The sequence below is a fragment of the Methylobacterium sp. AC315 genome (genome assembly GCF_979253755.1).
In genome coordinates this window covers 464,504-480,230 of record NZ_CEEDEA010000003.1, presented here as the reverse complement: position 1 = coordinate 480,230, position 15,727 = coordinate 464,504, and the positions used below count along the sequence as shown (strand labels likewise).

Here is a 15,727-nt window from a genome sequence, read left to right as displayed (position 1 = left end):
CTGCCGGACGCTTCTTCCGGGCCCGCTCATGGCGCCACGGCCCCGGTGAATGCGCCGGCGAGCCACAGCCCCCCGGCCAGGGATGCGGCGATCAGGCCGAGGAACAGCGCTGCGCGGCCGAGGGTCCGGGCCGCGAACACCCAGATCACCGCGCCGGCCATGATGGCGAAGCTTACGAGCGTCCCGGTCGAGACCGCCTCGGAGCGCGGCATCGGCAGGATCAGGGCCAGCAACGCCGCCGAGAGGGCCGCGACGCCGTAGCCGCCGAAGGCCGCCAGCACGACGCGTCCGGCTACCGCCAGACGGTCGATCAAACCTGGCGTGGAGCGGGCGCTCATCGCGCGGCCTCCCGGTTTCGTGATCTCATTCCCGCGGCCTAGCAGCGGCGTACCGCGACTCGCAACGGCTATGTTCCGGAACGATTCCAGTGTTGCCCCGGCCGCTTGAAGATGTTCCCGACCGCTGTGCAATCGTGAGTCGCTCAAAGGTCGGATCGTCACGTACCGAACCGGCCGCTCGTTCGGCGGTGGCGGTGCGGCTTCGATGCGCATGGACGAGCCGGGGACGCCAAGCCTCCCAAGCCCTCAAATCCCTCAATGCCCCTACGGGAACTTCGGGAGCGAATCCCCACGGCTGATCAGCCGCGACGTCCCATTGCTCAGCGTCCGAGTGTCGTACCCGCATTGTTGCGGCCGGCTCTCTGCAGGGCGGCGGCGGCGCTGCTTGCGCTCGGCGGCAGATCCGGGCCAGCGCTGGATCGGCCGGATCCGGTGTGCGGCCCTGGATTCGGCATCGTCCCGATACGGTCTCCGCTCTTGCCCCAGGCGAGGCCGGCATTGAGGCCCGCGTAGAAGCCGGTAAAATCTTCAGCCCGCGCCGGCGCCACCGCGAGAATCAGCAGGATCGTCGGCATCAGCACGCGGCGCATGGCGGTTCCGAAACAAGAAAGGCGGCGACCCCGCTGAGGGCCACCGCCTTGGAGAATTTCGAGGGATCGCGGCAGCAAGACGGCCGCGAGACCGCTAGTCTTCGACGTTGATGCTGGAGGCCTCGCGGCCCTTCTGACCATCGACGACGCCGAGGGTGACCTGTTGGCCTTCGGCCAGAGATTCCAGGCCGGCACGGGACAGGGCGGAGCGATGGACGAACACGTCCTTGCCGCCGTCGTTGACCGAGACGAAGCCGAAGCCCTTGGCGGGATCGTACCACTTCACGGTGCCGCTCATCTCGACCGAGGGACCGGACGCAGCCCGGCCACCACCGCCGAAGCCACCACCGCCGCCACCGGCGCCGTAACCACCGCCGCCGCCACCACCGTAGCCGCCACCGCCACCGCCGGCGAAGCGGTCGGCGCCGAAGCCGCCGGTGCGCGGGCGCAGCTCACGCCGGGGCGCGGGCGCCTCGGCCGTGGAGGTATCGACGCTGGTGACGCTCGTGACCTGCGGGCCCTTCTGGCCCTGCGCCGTGGTGACCGTCAGCCGGGTGCCCGGCATCAGGTCGGCGTGGCCAGCAGCCTCGACGGCGCGAATGTGGAGGAAGGCATCGCCCGAGCCGTCGCCGAGTTCGACGAAGCCGAAGCCCTTCTCCTTGTTGAACCACTTGACCGTCGCATCACGCTCCGGCCCGGTTGCCACCGGCGCAGCGCCGGGACCGCCGCGGGGCGGGCCGCGGTCGAAACCACCGCCGCCGAAACCGCCGCCGCCGCCACCACCGAATCCACCACCGCCGTATCCGCCGCTGGGGGGAGCCTGATCAGGCCATCTCGGCTCGCCAGCCTCGTCGAAGCCGCGCTTCTGCGGCCCCCTGAAATCACGACCACGTCCCATCGAAAGCTCGCAAAAACCGTCCGCCGCCCTGGTCTTGAATACCGCGTGCGCGCCATCCCAGACAGCCCACGCCCCGCACTATCATTACCCCCGGTCGCGGTAACCAAGAATAACGCCCCAGTCCTGACGCAATCGGGCCTTGACCGCAAGGACCTTCTTCGCCAAGACGCGCCCGTTTCGTTACTTTCTTGCGATAAACAACGCAGGTTGCGGACCCTGTGGATCCAGGCGTTCGCCTTGGACGAGAGGGCGTTAGCGAAACGCAAAGGCTGTTCGGCTAGACTCGCGTCGCGCCCCGCAACGGCACCCGGCCATGATCGCGACTCCGACCTTCCCCGATCTTTCGGCCCTCGTGGTCGATGAGAGTCTCTACATCCGGCGAATCGTGCGCGACATGCTCATGCGCGTCGGCATCAAGCGCGTGCTGGAGGCGCCGGACGGCGCCGAGGCGCTGGGCGTGCTGGCCGAGAGCAAGCCCGACATCAGCATCATCGACTGGGACCTGTCGATCCTGTCCGGGGAAGAGTTCATCCGGCTCGCGCGCACGCCCTCGACCTCCCCCTGCCCGACCATCCCGATCATCCTGATGCTGGCCCAGCCGCGCCGGAACGTGGTCGACCGCGCCGTCGCGCTGGGGGTCAACGAGATCATCGCCAAGCCATTCTCGCCGAAGACCCTGTGGTCGCGGCTCGACGAGGTGATCAACCGGCCCCGCCCCTATTCCCAGGTCAAGAGCCTGCTGCGTCCGATCCCGCGCCGGTCGGGCGCCATGAAGGCAGTCGCATGACGACCGCGGCCTAAGGTGGGTCGCGACGATCGGACATTGCAGTTCCCGACCGACCCTGTAGGGTCTTCCATCAAGAATGGCCGAGCGCGACGCTTCTGGCTGACCCGAAGGACCGACGGCCGCGCCGATGAGGGACGAGACCGCTGCGGCCGCGCCGTCCCGCACGTCGGCCGGCGCAGTGCCGCTCCAGCCGACGGCCCCGTCGCCGGGCCGTGACAGACGACGCGTCGCCTACGCGGCGCTGGATCTCGGCACCAACAATTGCCGCCTTCTCATCGCCGAGCCGACCTTCAGCGGTTTCCGGGTGATCGACGCCTTCTCGCGCATCGTCCGCCTCGGCGAGGGACTGGGCACCTCGGACCGTCTCAACGACGCCGCGATCGAGCGCACCGTCGAGGCCCTGCGGATCTGCCGGACCAAGATGCAGGCCCGGGGCGTCCGCCGGGCCAAGGTAATCGCCACGGAAGCATGCCGCCTCGCGGTGAACGGCGCGGCCTTCGTCGAGCGCGTCCGCCGGGGCGTCGGCCTCGACCTCGAGATCGTCGACCGGCAGACCGAGGCGTATCTCGCGGTGACGGGCTGCGCGGCGCTCGCCGACCCGGACGCGGAATCCGTGGTGATCTTCGACATCGGCGGCGGCTCCACCGAGATCGCGTGGCTCGACGGCGAGGCGGCCAACCCGTCCACCGACCCGACTCTGCGGATCCGCGCTTGGGATTCCCTGCCGGTCGGCGTCGTCACCCTGGCCGAACGCCATGGCGGCGCCGAGGTGACCCGGCGGATGTTCGAGGGCATGGTCGAGGAGGTGGCGGAAAAGCTGTCCGCCTTCGCGATCCGGGCGGCGGCGGCGGCCACGGCCCCGCATTTCCACCTGCTCGGCACGTCCGGCACGGTGACCACGATCGCCGCCATGCATTTGCGGCTGGCCCGCTACGAGCGGCGGCGGGTGGACGGCCTGTGGATGAGCGACCATGAGGTCTCCGCGGCCATCGACGATCTGCTCGACACGCGGCTGGAGCAGCGGGCCGACAATCCCTGCATCGGACGCGATCGCGCGGATCTGGTACTCGCGGGCTGCGCGATCCTGGAGGCGATCCGGCGGGCCTTCCCGTCCGAGCGCCTGCGCATCGCCGACAGGGGCCTGCGCGAAGGATTGTTGATGAACATGATGCGGGAGGACGGCGTCTGGAACCGGAAGGCCGTCCGATGAGGACACCACGATGACGGACCGGCGCGGGGGCGCGGGCTCCACGGGCGGCGTGCGCGGCGACCTGAAGCAGCGGGTGAAGACCGGCCGCGGCCGGACGCTGTCGCAGAAGCGGTGGCTGGAGCGCCAGCTCAACGATCCCTATGTGGCCCGGGCCAAGCGCGAGGGCTATCGCTCCCGCGCGGCCTACAAGCTCATCGAGATCGATGAGCGCTACAAGCTGCTCAAGCCCGGCCAGCGGGTGGTCGACCTCGGGGCAGCGCCGGGCGGCTGGTCGCAGGTGGCGGCCCGGATCGTGGGGACGACGGGCCGCGTCGTCGGCATCGACCTCCTTGAGATCGAGCCGATGCCGAACGTCGAGTTCATCACCCTCGACTTCCTGGATCCCGAGGCACCGGTGAAGCTGACCACGCTGCTCGGCGGCCCGGCCGACCTCGTCCTGTCCGACATGGCCGCCAACGCCACCGGTCACAAGAAGACCGACCACCTGCGGATCATCGGCCTGGCCGAGACCGCGGCCGAGTTCGCCCGCGAGATCCTGGCCCCAGGCGGCGCCTACCTCGCCAAGGTGCTGCAGGGCGGCACAGAGAACGCCCTGCTGGCCGACCTGAAGCGAGACTTCACGGCGGTGCGCCACGTGAAGCCGGCGGCAAGCCGGTCCGATTCCAGCGAGCTCTACGTGCTCGCGACTGGCTATCGCAGCGTCGCGGCGCGGGCGGCCGCGGCGGCCGACGAGGCCTGAACCTCCCCCGATGCTGTTCGAGTGGGCGCTGTCGCTGGTCAATCCCGCGCCGTTGCGCCTGCGCCGCCTCGGCTATGTCCGCCAGAGCGGCCGTCTCCACGCCCGGTCCCGCCGGTGCCGCGCGGCCTGGGCGCCGCACCTGACCCGGGCGCGCGGCGTGATCATCGCCGCCGCCGAGGCGACGGCCGGGCGCGGGTCGGTGGTGGTGCTCGGGTCCGGGCTCCTTGACGACGTCCCGCTCAAGGCCCTCGCGGACCTGTTCGACCGGGTGTCTCTGGTGGACGCCGTCCATCCCTGGCCGGCACGGCTCACCGCCCGCCGACACCGCAACGTCGCCCTGGTGACCGCGGAGATCAGCGCGGGCTTGGGCGATCCAGGCCTTGCCGAGGTCTGTGCGTCCGCCGACCTGATCGTGTCGGCCAACCTGCTGTCGCAGCTCCCGATCGTTCCGATCGAAGCTCACGAAGCGCGGGGCCGTGAGGCGCCGCCGCAACTGGGCACCCAGATCGTCGAGACTCATCTCGCGGCCCTGGACCGGCTCGCATCCGGGACCGCGCGGGTCTGCCTGGTCACCGACATCGTGCAGCGTGTGGAGGACCGGGCCGGGCGGGTGACCGACAGCCTAGACCTGATGTTCGGGGTGGCTCTGCCGCCGCCAGTCCAGGTTTGGGACTGGGAGATCGCGCCGTTCGGCGAAATCGGCCGACGCCACCGGCTGATCCACCAGATCCATGCCTACCCGGACTGGCGGGCCGCCCGGGCCTGATCCGTTTGCGAGCCGACAGTCCCCGCTCACCGTCGTTGCGAGCGGAGCGAAGCAAGCCAGGGCATCACATGATTCGCGAAAGTGGCGCCTCACTGGACTGCTTCAGCGCGCGCGACGATGGAGAGCGATCATCAACTGAGGGTGCCAACCGACCAGCATGACCCATGCAAAAAGCCGCCCCGGTGTCCCGGGACGGCTTTCTCAGGTGGCGTCGGCGTTTCGCCTCACTCGGTCGGGGCGTCCTCGGCGGGTGCGCGGGCCTCGCCCTCTTCCGGGGCGATTCCCTCGAAGCGCGGCCGGCGACGGCGGCGCGGCTTCACGGGCGCCTCCTCGGCTGCGGCCTCGGGGGCCGGGACCGCCGGCTGCTCGACGGGAGTCGTGGCCGCCACCGGACGGGGCGGCGTCATCAGGAACGCCGGCAGGCTCGCCGGATCCTCCGCCGTGACCGGAGCCGGAGCGGCCTCGCGGCGACGCTCGCGACGGGGCGCGGGCTCGGCCTGACGGGGCGTCTCGCTGCGAGCGACCGCCTCGCCCCTGGGTTCGCTCCGGCGCGGCTGACGCTCGTCGGAGCGGGTATCCTGGCGGGCGTCCTGGCGAGTTTCCTGGCGGCTCTCCTGCTGCCGGGGCTCCGCACGCGCGGTCTCGGACCGGCCGGACTCGTAGCGGTTCTGATCGCCGCGGGCGTCCTGCCGTGTCTCCTGGCGCGTCTCCTGCCGGTAATCCTGGCGGCCGTAATCCTGCCGTCCGTCCTGGCGGGTGTCTTGGCGGTTCTCTTGCCGGCTGTCCTGCCGATTATCCTGGCGGGTGTCCTGCCGATCCTGCCGGTAGTCGGGACGCTGCTGATAGTCCTGCCGCGGGGAATCCTGCCGCTGGTAATCCTGCCGGGGCTGATCCTGGCGCCGGTAATCCTGGCGACCATTGTTGTCGAAGCGCCGCTGGTCCCGGTTCTGGAAGCGATCGCGGCCCTGCTGCTGACGACCGTCCTGCTGCTGGTTCAGGTCCTGCCGCATCTCGTAGGGCTGGGGCTGCTGACCCGGGTCGCCGTCGTCGTAGCCATTGTAGGGCTGGCCGTTCTGCGACGCGCCGTTGCCCTGGCCCTCGTCGTCACCCTCGTCCATCTCGTCGTCGTAGGCGCGGCTGGCATATCCACCGGTATTCGTCGGCCGAGTCTGCTCCTGGGCGCCGGATACGATCCGGAAATAGTGTTCGCCGTGCTGGAAATAGTTTTCGGCCGCTACGGGATCGCCGGCCGCCTGCGCGTCGCGGGCGAGCTGCGCGTACTTGTCGGCGATGTGTTGCGCCGTGCCGCGGATTTTGACGTCGGGGCCGTTGGATTCGTAAGAGCGCGTCAGCGGATTCGGACCTTTCGGCCGGTTACGGCCGCGCATCCGTCGATTCTGGTTTGGTCTCATCGGTCTTCAGTGACCCTCGTTCACGCAAACGACGTTCTTCGGGGCGTCCGGCGTCGATCTTCAGACGCGCTCCGGCCAAATGCACCCGGTGAAGCCGCACGGTCGACCGCCTCACGGTCCGCGCGTTCGCCTGACCATCCCTCGCACCGCGCGTCCGGGCACAGACGCCAGAAACCAGTCGATTGTCAGGTTCGAGTGTTGTCGAACTGACGCGCAGTCGCACGCGCGCTCAAGTCCAACAATACGGGGGATCAGCGAACCGGGCGGGGACCTGCGATCGTTGCCGACCGTATAATCGTCCGTCTTAACGAACCGTTCGCGACCTTCAAACGGACTCTAGCGTTCCCCGGGAGATGCAACAAGCATTTTCTCAGCCCACCGATCGTCGTCGCGGATCTAGGCATCCGTGTGGCCGAATGGAAGGCCGAATGTCAGGACGCGATCGTGGCCCGCCAGATCGCGCCTGAGCCCCAGGTCGGCGTAGCCGGCACCGCGTCCAAGCGTTCGCACCGCCTCGGCCTGATCGTACCCGATCTCGAGCAGCAGCCGTCCGCCCGGCGCCAGCAGCGCGGCGTCCCGGACCCCATCGAGGATCCGTCTGTAGGCGTCGAGCCCATCCGGCCCACCATCGAGAGCGGCGTGGGGATCGTGCAGCCGCACGTCCCGGTCGAGGTGCTGGATGACGTGGCGGACGATGTAGGGCGGGTTCGAAACCACAAGGTCGAAGCCGCCCCGGAGGGCGTCGCACCAATCCCCCGCCGCGAAGGCCGCCCGGCCGCCGACCCCGTTGGCGACCGCGTTGTGCCGGGCGATGCGCAGGGCTGCCGGTGACCGGTCGAGGCCGAGCCCGTTGGCCTGCGGCAGCTCGCTCAGGAGCGCCACCAGGATACAGCCAGAGCCGGTGCCGAGGTCGAGGCACCGGAGTGGTGCCGCCCGGTCCGGAGCGCAGGCGAGCGCCGCCGCCACCAGGGTCTCGGTATCGGGACGCGGAACCAGGGTTTCGGGCGCCAGCCTGAATGGCAGGCCCCAGAACTCCCAGGCGCCCAGGATGCGGGCCACGGGCTCGCCGGCGAGCCGCCGCGCGAAAGCCGCGTCGAGGGCGTCGCCAGCCTGCGCGTCGAGAATCCGGTCCCCGTCGAGAAGGAGGTCGCGCACGTCGAGGTCGAGCAGGCCCAGCAGGAGGAAGCGCGCGTCCCCCGCGGCTTCCGCGTTGCCGCCGGAGCTGAGCAGGGTGGTTCCCCGACGCAGGGCCTCCCGCCGCGATAGGCCCCGGCTCGTTCCCGCGATCACGCCGCCGCTCAGGCCATGCCTTCGGCGGCCAGCAACTCGGCCTGATGCTCGGTGATGAGCGCGTCCACCACCTCGTCCAGCGCGGTGCCGGCCATGACCTCCTCCAGCTTGTAGAGGGTCAGGTTGATGCGGTGGTCGGTCACCCGCCCTTGGGGGAAATTATAGGTCCGGATGCGCTCGCTGCGGTCGCCGGACCCGACCTGCGCCCGCCGGTCGGCGGCACGGGCGGAATCCTTTGCGGTCCGCTCGGCGTCGTAGAGCCGCGCGCGCAGCAGCGACATCGCCCGGGCGCGGTTCTTGTGCTGCGACCGCTCCTCCTGGACGAAGACCACGATACCGGTGGGCAGGTGGGTGATGCGGATTGCCGATTCCGTCTTGTTGACGTGCTGGCCGCCGGCGCCCTGGGCCCGCATCGTATCGATCTTCAGGTCGGCGTCGTTGACGACGATGTCGACCTCCTCGGCCTCCGGTAGCACCGCCACGGTGGCGGCCGAGGTGTGGATGCGGCCCTGCGTCTCGGTGTTCGGCACCCGCTGCACGCGGTGCGCGCCGCTCTCGAACTTCAGGCGCGCGAACACGCCCTTGCCCTTCACCTCCGCCACGACCTCGCGGAACCCGCCGACGGTGCCCTCGCTCTCGGAAATCACCTCGACCCGCCAGCCCTTCGACTCGGCGTATTTCGCGTACATCCGGAACAGGTCGCCGGCGAACAGTGCCGCTTCGTCGCCGCCGGTGCCGGCACGGACTTCCAGGATCGCGCTCTTCTCGTCGGCGGCATCCTTGGGCAGCAATATGAGCTGCAATGCCCGGTAGGCGCCTTCGAGCTGATCCTGGGCCTCCGGTTTCTCCTCGGCCGCAAGGGCGCGCATCTCCGGATCGGTGCCGGCCTCGTCGATCATCGCCTCCAGGCCCGCCAGGTTCGCAAGCGCCGACCGGTAGGTGTGGATCGCGTCCACCACGGGATCGAGATCGGACAGCTCACGAGAGAGCTGGATCACGGTCTCGGATTCGCCTTCGCCGGTGGCGAGCTGCGCGGTGACGAATTCGTGCCGCGCCAGGATGGCGTCGAGGCGCTCGGTGGGAAAGGGGATCATCGCCCGTGTTTCTGCAGGTTCTGGCGCACGACGTTCCAGGCCGGGCGTGGTCTCGTCTCAGGGGTGGGAGCGCGGGATCTTAAAGTTGACCGACGCGGCAGGACAGAGGCCCACCCCACGCCGCCTCCCTTCGCGCGCGGAAACCGCAGCGCACCGACGGAAAGCGTCGTGGCTGTGCCGTACAACCCCGGCCGAACCTTCGGCAAGAGCGGCAACACGGGTTAGATAGGAACGCCGTGGGCGTGTGCGAAGGCGGTGAGCGCCGGGCGCAGGGAATCGCCGTCGTGCATCCGGGCCATCTCGGCGTCGATCAGCTCCGACACGGCGGCCGCATCGAGGCTGAGCACCATCGCCTTGACCGGGCCGATGGCGGCCGGCGACATCGACAGGCTGCGGTAGCCGATGCCGATCAGCGCCATCGCGTCGAGCGGCCGGCCGCCGATCTCGCCGCAGACCGTCACCGGGCAACCGGCCGCGTTGGCCCGCTCGGCGATCAGCCGGAACGCCCGCAGGGCCGCGACGCAGAGCGGGTCGAACCGGTCGGCGACCCGGCGGTTCTCGCGGTCGACCGCGAACAGGAACTGCATCAGATCGTTCGAGCCGACGGAGAGGAAGTCGGCTTCCTTCGCGATCTCGTCGATCTGGAACAGCAGCGAGGGCACCTCGACCATCGCACCCAGCCTGCACTCGGTGGGGAGCTGGTAGCCGTGGCGGCGCAGATAGGCCTTCTCGCGTTCCACGATGCCGCGGGCGCGGACGAACTCGTCCACGGTGGCCACCATTGGGAACATGATCTTGAGCGGATCGCCGTCAGCGGCCTTCAGGAGGGCGCGCAGCTGCATCCGCAGCAGGGCCGGCCGGTCGAGGCCGATGCGGATCGCCCGCCAGCCGAGCGCCGGGTTCTCCTCCTCGAGCTTGGCCATGTAAGGCAGGATCTTGTCGCCGCCGATATCGAGCGTGCGGACCGTCACGGGCTTGCCGGCGGAGGCCGCAAACACCTTGCGGTAGAGCTCCTGCTGCTCCGCGGCCGACGGCATGCGCTGGGCCACCATGAACTGCAATTCGGTGCGGAATAGTCCGACGCCCTCGGCGCCGGTCTCGTGCAGGTGGCTGAAATCGACCAGCAGGCCGGCATTCAGCTGCAGGCCGACGCGAACCCCGTCCCGGGTCTGGGCCGGGACGTCCCGAAGGGCCCGATACTGCTCCTGCCGACGGGCGCGCAGCCGCACCATCTCGGCATAGGCCGCCTCGACCTCGGGGCCGGGCCGGACGTGGATCTCGCCGGCCACGCCGTCGACGATGATGGCATCGCCGGCATCGCACAGGGCGGAGGCGTTCTCGACTTCGCCCACCGCCGGGATGCCGAGCGCCCGGGCCACGATGGCGACGTGGCTGGTGGGACCGCCCTCCTCCAGGACGATGCCGCGCATCGTCGAGGAATCGTAGTCCAGCAGCGCGGCCGGCCCCATGGTGCGCGCCACCAAGATGGCGTTCTCCGGCAGGATGACGGCTCCACCGGCCTCCGGACCGATCAAGGTGCGCAGCAGCCGGTTGGCGAGGTCGTCGAGGTCGTGCAGGCGCTCGCGCAGGTACGGGTCCGCCTGACGCATCATCCGGGCGCGGTTGTCCGACTGCACCCGCTCGACGGCGGCCTCGGCGGTCAGGCCGGAGGCCACGGCCTCGCGCATCCGCCGGAGCCAGCCCTTGTCGTGGGCGAACATCCGGACGGTCTCCAGCACCTCGCGCGATTCGGCGGTGCCGATCCGGTCGCCGCGCTCGACCAGCGCGTCGATGGCGGAGCGGACCTCCTCGATCGCCGCGTCGAGCCGCGTGACCTCGCGCTCGACGTTCTCGGCGATCAGCGTCTTCACCACCACGCGCGGCTCGTGAAGCACGACGTGGCCGAGCCCGATGCCGTCCGCCAGCGCGATGCCGCGGGCGACGACCGGGCGGCGAGCGGCGGTGCCGGCATCCGGCGCCAGGCCCTCCAGCTCGCCCGAGGCGATCATCTCCGAGAGGACCATCGCGGTCGTCTGGAGCGCCTCGATCTCCTCCTCGGAATAGACCCGGTAGGTCTGGTTCTGGACGGTAAGCACGCCGAGCGTGTTGCCGGCCCGCAGCAGGGGCACGCCCAGGAACGCGTGATACGCCTCCTCGCCCGTCTCCGGCCGATAGGAGAAGGCCGGGTGGTTCTGCGCGTCCGAGAGAGAGAGCGGTTCGGCGGTCCGGGCGATCAGGCCGACGAGGCCCTCGTCGGCGTTCATGCGCGTCTGGTGGACCGCCTCGCGGTTCAGGCCCTCGGTAGCGAACAACTCGAGGGTGTTGTCGTCCCTCAGGACGTAGACCGAGCAGACCTCGGCCACCACGTTAGCGGCGATCAGGACGACGATGCGGTCGAGGCGTGCCTGGGGACTGACCGGCTCCGCCATCGCTTCGCGGAGGCGGCGCAGCAGCAGGCGCGGGCCTCCGGGCGCAGCGGGCATCGATTCGTCGTTCCAACGTCGGCGAGCGGCCTTGGCGTCGACCACCCTGCAACCTTGGCGCCGACTGGGAAACGTCCGGCGCCGGATGGACCGCGCCGCGAGCCCCCGGAAGATCTCCGGGTTCGGCGGAAAGGCCCGTGACTGTTCTAGCTCAAGACACCCGATCCGCTGATGAGACCCCGACCGCTCGCCATGCGAGTGGACGTGATTCCAACCCCTTACCTGATCTCTTGTTTCAGCGCGCCCTCGTCCACCGAGCCGACGTTCCGGTCAGGCCGTGGGCGCTCTCGTCGAGAACCCCCCAGGCTCAGGCCTGATCCAGGCCGTATAGCGAGTGGAGCGTGCGCACGGCAAGCTCCGTATAGGCCGCATCGATCAGCACGGAGAACTTGATCTCCGACGTGGTGATCGCGCGGATGTTGATGCCCTTTTCGGCCAGAGCCCGGAACGCCTTGGCTGCGACGCCCGCGTGGCTGCGCATCCCGACGCCGATCGCCGAGACCTTGACCACGTCGGTGGCCCCTTCGATCTGCGCGTAGCCGATCTGCGGACTCGCCTGGTCGAGGATCGCGCGGGTGCGCTCGTACTCGGCGGCCGGCACCGTGAAGGTCATGTCGGTGGTCGACTGGTCGCCCGACACGGTCTGGATGATCATGTCGACGTTGATGTTCGCGTCGGCCAGCGGCCCGAAGATGGCGGCGGCCACGCCGGGGCTGTCCTTGACCCGGCGCAGGGTGATCTGCGCCTCGTCCCGGGAGAATGCGATCCCGGTGATGATCTGCTGTTCCACGATGTCGTCCTCGTCGCAGATGAGGGTGCCCGGGCGCGCTGCGTCCGGCGGATCGAAGGAGGACCGGACCGTGGTCGGCACCCGGTGGACCATGGCGAGTTCCACGGAGCGGACCTGCAGGACCTTGGCGCCGAGCGACGCCATCTCCAGCATTTCCTCGAAGGTCACGCGCTCCATGCGCCGGGCCTTCGGCACGATGCGCGGATCGGTGGTGTAGACCCCGTCCACGTCCGTGTAGATGTCACAGCGCTCGGCCTGGATCGCGGCTGCCACGGCCACCGCTGAGGTGTCCGAGCCGCCGCGCCCGAGGGTCGTCACCCGGCCGGTCTCGGCATGGATGCCCTGGAAGCCGGCGATAACCGCCACCTCGCCCTTCGCGAAGCCCGCCTCGAGGTTCTTCGGGTCGATCTCGGCGATGCGGGCCGAGCCGTGCGCATCCGAGGTCAGCACGGGAATCTGCCAGCCCTGCCAGGAGCGGGCCTTGAGGCCGTCCTTCTGCAGGGCGACCGCCAGGAGGCCCGCGGTCACCAGCTCGCCCGAGGCCACCACGGCGTCGTACTCGCGCGGGTCGTAGAGCGGGTTGGCGTCCTTCACCCACTCGACCAGCTCGTTGGTCTTGCCGGACATGGCCGACACGATCACGGCGACCTCGTAGCCGGCCGCGACCTCGCGGGCGACGTGGCGGGCCACGTTGCGGATGCGGTCGAGCGTGGCGACGGAGGTGCCGCCGAATTTCATCACCAGACGGGGCATGATGGTTCTTCGCGGGTTCCCGGCGGCGACTGGGGACGAACCGCCCTGGCGGGTCCCGGACAGTGCCCGGCGGGTACAAGCGGCTCGTTGAGGTGTCAACAACCGGCCAAGCATGGAACCCGCCAAGCACGGTGCCGGCGCGCCGCGGCGACGGCCCCGGGGCAGCCGTGCTATGGCGGCCCGGATATGCCGCGTCGGCCGCCCCGATCCGGACCGCCCGGCGACGGCCTGGCGTTCGGGCATCGCAGGCGGACCGCCGGCCTCGACGGAACGGATCGCGCATGGACAGGGCAGCCACGAACCCCGGGACGGACGGCTTCGTCGATCGCGGCGAGGTCGCGCGCTTCGACGCGCTCGCCGCGACCTGGTGGGACGAGGCCGGGCCGATGCGGGTGCTGCACCGGTTCAACCCGGTGCGCCTGGCCTATATCCGCGACGCGCTCTGCCGCCGGTTCGACCGGGATCCGCAGGCGCCGTTCCCCCTGGACGGCCTGACGCTGTGCGATGTCGGCTGCGGCGGCGGCGTGCTGTCGGAACCCCTGGCCCGGCTCGGCGCCACCGTGACCGGCCTCGATCCCGCGGAACAGAACATCGCGGTGGCCCGCGCCCACGCCGCGGCCGGCGGCGTGCCGGTGGATTATCGCGGCGAGACCATCGAGACGGTGGTCGCGTCCGGCCAGATCTTCGACGCCGTGCTGATCATGGAGGTGGTGGAGCACGTCTCCGATATGCCGGCCTTCGTGCGGACCGCCTGCGCCGCCGTGAAGCCTGGCGGGATGCTGTTCGGCGCGACCCTCAACCGGACCCTGCGCTCGTTTGGGCTCGCCATCGTGGGCGCCGAGTACGTGCTCGGCTGGTTGCCGCGGGGCACGCACGATTGGGAGAAGTTCGTGACGCCCGACGAGTTTCGCCGCGCCATCCAGGCGGGTGGCCTCGACGTCACCGACACGATCGGCGTCGCCTACAATCCCCTGACCGACGGATGGCGCACCAGCCGGGACAAGGCGGTGAACTACATGGTCGCGGCCGAGCGCCGCGCCTGAACCGGAGCCTCCGCGCGCGGTTGAGACCGCAGCGGAGGCCCGAACCATGCTCGAAAAGATTCCCCACGCGCTCGGCGCGGCCCTGTCCGGCCTCAAGGCCGGGATGGAGAAGACCGCCTTTCACGCGGATTTCGCCGACGTCCCGGAGACGCTGACGCTGACGAGCCCCGCCTTCGCGGACGGTGCCGAGATCCCCGCACACTATACCGCGGACGGGCCGGGCCTCTCGCCGCCCCTGGCCTGGAGCGGCGTGCCGGCGGGGACCGGCACGCTGGTCCTGCTGGTCGAGGATGCCGGCAGCCCCACGCCGCAGCCCCTCGTTCACCTGATCGTGTGGAATGTTCCGCCCTCGGTCGACAGCCTCGACGAGGGGGCGCTGGCGAGCCCCGACCGGCCTGGCACCCCGATGCGCCACGGCAAAAACAGCTTCTTGCGGCCCGAATGGCTCCCGCCCGATCCGCCGAGCGGCCATGGACGCCACGCCTACCTGTTCCAGATCTACGCGGTTGGGAGCGTGCTCGACCTGCCCGACAGCCCTGGTCGGGGCGCCGTCCTCGACGCGATGCGCGGGCGGGTGATCGGCAAGGGCCAGCTCGCGGGTGGCTATGCCCGCCGCTGAACCGGACCGATCGATGGGCGGGGATTGGACCGGCCCGCGGCTTCGTTTGCGTTGTGCCGCAGGGGGCGCCGGGCTAGTGAGTCGACCAGATACCGCGTGCGCGCACAAGGACTTCCGCCGCGTGCGTGGACCTGGATTTCCCCTCAGTTTCGGAGCGTGACCGGTGGGCTTGGATGCGCGCGCGCGGCGGAAGGACACGGACATCGTCGCCTGCGCCCTCGCGGCGTCGAATGTCGGGACCTGGGAATGGCGGATCGCCGACGATGTCGTGCGTTGCGATTCCGTCGCCGCTACGATGCTCGGCATCCCACGCTCGGCCACCGGCCACGGCACGACCTACGCGCTGTTCTTCGAACGCGTCCATCCGCAGGACCGGCAGCGGGTCGGCGCGATCGTCAAGAACCTCCAGCGTCACGGTGGGCTGTACGTCGCCCAGTACCGCACCGTGCTGACGCCGGACGACGTCCGCTGGGTCCTGGCGCGCGGCCGCTTCGTGGTGAGCGCGGACGGGATCGTGAGCGAGGCCCGCGGCATCGTCATCGACGTGACGGAGAGCAGCCGCGACGGCTTCCTCGACGAGTCCGCCTTCTGCGCGATCGATGCGCCCGGCAGCGGGATCGACCGGGTGGCCGAGCTGGCGCTGGCGCTGTTCAACGTCGCCGAGGGCCTGGGCGAGTCGGATTTCGTCCGGCTGAAGCCCCTGATGGACGCGCTGCTGCACGAGATCGGGCGGCAGCTGGTCGAAAGCCCCGCGGTCCCGGCTGCCGACAGCGTCCATTGAGGCACCGCGGCTTCCACGCCTCGCCTGCCTGCCTCACCTGCCTCACCTTTGCCTGCGACGCCTTGCCTTGCGGTGGCGAATCCTGATATGGCGGCGCCATCCCGCGATGCGTGTTTCGTGATCGCTGGACGCGA

At 70.1% G+C, this 15,727-nt stretch carries 15 protein-coding genes; 7 read left to right on the top strand and 8 right to left on the bottom strand.

Translation table 11 applies throughout. The annotated features are described in order from the left end of the window. Nucleotides 1-26: 26 nt before the first annotated feature. The 3 genes from AC0IY0_RS07510 to AC0IY0_RS07500 form a co-directional block, all read right to left on the bottom strand. Nucleotides 27-338, bottom strand: a complete 312-nt coding sequence (locus AC0IY0_RS07510) for an iron transporter (RefSeq protein WP_471763433.1) — start codon at nt 336-338, stop codon at nt 27-29. 320 nt (nt 339-658) lie between these two features. After that, nucleotides 659-928 (bottom strand): hypothetical protein, encoded by a 270-nt coding sequence (locus AC0IY0_RS07505; protein WP_147910109.1) that lies wholly within the window; start codon nt 926-928, stop codon nt 659-661. A gap of 94 nt (nt 929-1,022) precedes the next feature. Then, complete coding sequence (locus AC0IY0_RS07500) at nt 1,023-1,826, bottom strand: cold-shock protein (RefSeq protein WP_471763432.1); 804 nt, start codon at nt 1,824-1,826, stop codon at nt 1,023-1,025. Nucleotides 1,827-2,139: 313 nt separating this feature from the next. On the opposite strand from AC0IY0_RS07500, the gene AC0IY0_RS07495 reads away from it, so the two are divergent. The 4 genes from AC0IY0_RS07495 (at nt 2,140) to AC0IY0_RS07480 (ending at nt 5,328) form a co-directional block, all read left to right on the top strand. Beyond that, nucleotides 2,140-2,613 (top strand): response regulator, encoded by a 474-nt coding sequence (locus AC0IY0_RS07495; RefSeq protein WP_147856525.1) that lies wholly within the window; start codon nt 2,140-2,142, stop codon nt 2,611-2,613. Between the two features lie 127 nt (nt 2,614-2,740). Then, on the top strand, nt 2,741-3,823 hold the full coding sequence (locus tag AC0IY0_RS07490) for a Ppx/GppA phosphatase family protein (protein WP_147908203.1): 1,083 nt from the start codon (nt 2,741-2,743) through the stop codon (nt 3,821-3,823). A gap of 10 nt (nt 3,824-3,833) precedes the next feature. Further along, nucleotides 3,834-4,562 (top strand): RlmE family RNA methyltransferase, encoded by a 729-nt coding sequence (locus AC0IY0_RS07485; RefSeq protein WP_147908204.1) that lies wholly within the window; start codon nt 3,834-3,836, stop codon nt 4,560-4,562. 10 nt (nt 4,563-4,572) lie between these two features. After that, complete coding sequence (locus AC0IY0_RS07480) at nt 4,573-5,328, top strand: hypothetical protein (RefSeq protein WP_147908205.1); 756 nt, start codon at nt 4,573-4,575, stop codon at nt 5,326-5,328. Between the two features lie 224 nt (nt 5,329-5,552). Here AC0IY0_RS07480 and AC0IY0_RS07475 read toward each other — a convergent pair whose 3' ends face one another. The 5 genes from AC0IY0_RS07475 to AC0IY0_RS07455 form a co-directional block, all read right to left on the bottom strand. Continuing rightward, entirely contained in the window at nt 5,553-6,716 is a 1,164-nt protein-coding gene (locus AC0IY0_RS07475; protein ID WP_471763431.1) for a DUF4167 domain-containing protein, read from the bottom strand. 420 nt (nt 6,717-7,136) lie between these two features. Then, nucleotides 7,137-8,030, bottom strand: coding sequence for a peptide chain release factor N(5)-glutamine methyltransferase (prmC, locus tag AC0IY0_RS07470; RefSeq protein WP_147908207.1), 894 nt, complete (start codon nt 8,028-8,030; stop codon nt 7,137-7,139). Between the two features lie 8 nt (nt 8,031-8,038). Further along, nucleotides 8,039-9,124 (bottom strand): peptide chain release factor 1, encoded by a 1,086-nt coding sequence (gene prfA / locus AC0IY0_RS07465; RefSeq protein ID WP_147908208.1) that lies wholly within the window; start codon nt 9,122-9,124, stop codon nt 8,039-8,041. Between the two features lie 221 nt (nt 9,125-9,345). Continuing rightward, complete coding sequence (gene ptsP, locus AC0IY0_RS07460) at nt 9,346-11,607, bottom strand: phosphoenolpyruvate--protein phosphotransferase (protein ID WP_471763429.1); 2,262 nt, start codon at nt 11,605-11,607, stop codon at nt 9,346-9,348. A gap of 307 nt (nt 11,608-11,914) precedes the next feature. Further along, nucleotides 11,915-13,150 (bottom strand): aspartate kinase, encoded by a 1,236-nt coding sequence (locus AC0IY0_RS07455; RefSeq protein ID WP_147939223.1) that lies wholly within the window; start codon nt 13,148-13,150, stop codon nt 11,915-11,917. 281 nt (nt 13,151-13,431) lie between these two features. Between AC0IY0_RS07455 and ubiG the strand changes: the two genes are divergently transcribed. The 3 genes from ubiG (at nt 13,432) to AC0IY0_RS07440 (ending at nt 15,593) form a co-directional block, all read left to right on the top strand. Further along, nucleotides 13,432-14,193, top strand: a complete 762-nt coding sequence (ubiG, locus tag AC0IY0_RS07450; RefSeq protein WP_147908211.1) for a bifunctional 2-polyprenyl-6-hydroxyphenol methylase/3-demethylubiquinol 3-O-methyltransferase UbiG — start codon at nt 13,432-13,434, stop codon at nt 14,191-14,193. 46 nt (nt 14,194-14,239) lie between these two features. Then, nucleotides 14,240-14,812: a YbhB/YbcL family Raf kinase inhibitor-like protein gene (locus tag AC0IY0_RS07445; RefSeq protein WP_471763427.1), complete on the top strand. Its 573-nt coding sequence runs from the start codon at nt 14,240-14,242 to the stop codon at nt 14,810-14,812. Between the two features lie 163 nt (nt 14,813-14,975). Continuing rightward, nucleotides 14,976-15,593, top strand: a complete 618-nt coding sequence (locus tag AC0IY0_RS07440) for a PAS domain-containing protein (protein ID WP_471763426.1) — start codon at nt 14,976-14,978, stop codon at nt 15,591-15,593. Nucleotides 15,594-15,727 lie beyond the last annotated feature (134 nt).

Coding starts and splice junctions, on each gene's coding strand:
- AC0IY0_RS07510 (WP_471763433.1), bottom strand. CDS start 338: ATGAGCGCCCGCTCCACGCCAGGTTTGATCGACCGTCTGGCGGTAGCC.
- AC0IY0_RS07505 (WP_147910109.1), bottom strand. CDS start 928: ATGCGCCGCGTGCTGATGCCGACGATCCTGCTGATTCTCGCGGTGGCG.
- AC0IY0_RS07500 (WP_471763432.1), bottom strand. CDS start 1,826: ATGGGACGTGGTCGTGATTTCAGGGGGCCGCAGAAGCGCGGCTTCGAC.
- AC0IY0_RS07495 (WP_147856525.1), top strand. CDS start 2,140: ATGATCGCGACTCCGACCTTCCCCGATCTTTCGGCCCTCGTGGTCGAT.
- AC0IY0_RS07490 (WP_147908203.1), top strand. CDS start 2,741: ATGAGGGACGAGACCGCTGCGGCCGCGCCGTCCCGCACGTCGGCCGGC.
- AC0IY0_RS07485 (WP_147908204.1), top strand. CDS start 3,834: ATGACGGACCGGCGCGGGGGCGCGGGCTCCACGGGCGGCGTGCGCGGC.
- AC0IY0_RS07480 (WP_147908205.1), top strand. CDS start 4,573: ATGCTGTTCGAGTGGGCGCTGTCGCTGGTCAATCCCGCGCCGTTGCGC.
- AC0IY0_RS07475 (WP_471763431.1), bottom strand. CDS start 6,716: ATGCGCGGCCGTAACCGGCCGAAAGGTCCGAATCCGCTGACGCGCTCT.
- prfA (WP_147908208.1), bottom strand. CDS start 9,124: ATGATCCCCTTTCCCACCGAGCGCCTCGACGCCATCCTGGCGCGGCAC.
- ptsP (WP_471763429.1), bottom strand. CDS start 11,607: ATGCCCGCTGCGCCCGGAGGCCCGCGCCTGCTGCTGCGCCGCCTCCGC.
- AC0IY0_RS07455 (WP_147939223.1), bottom strand. CDS start 13,150: ATGCCCCGTCTGGTGATGAAATTCGGCGGCACCTCCGTCGCCACGCTC.
- ubiG (WP_147908211.1), top strand. CDS start 13,432: ATGGACAGGGCAGCCACGAACCCCGGGACGGACGGCTTCGTCGATCGC.
- AC0IY0_RS07445 (WP_471763427.1), top strand. CDS start 14,240: ATGCTCGAAAAGATTCCCCACGCGCTCGGCGCGGCCCTGTCCGGCCTC.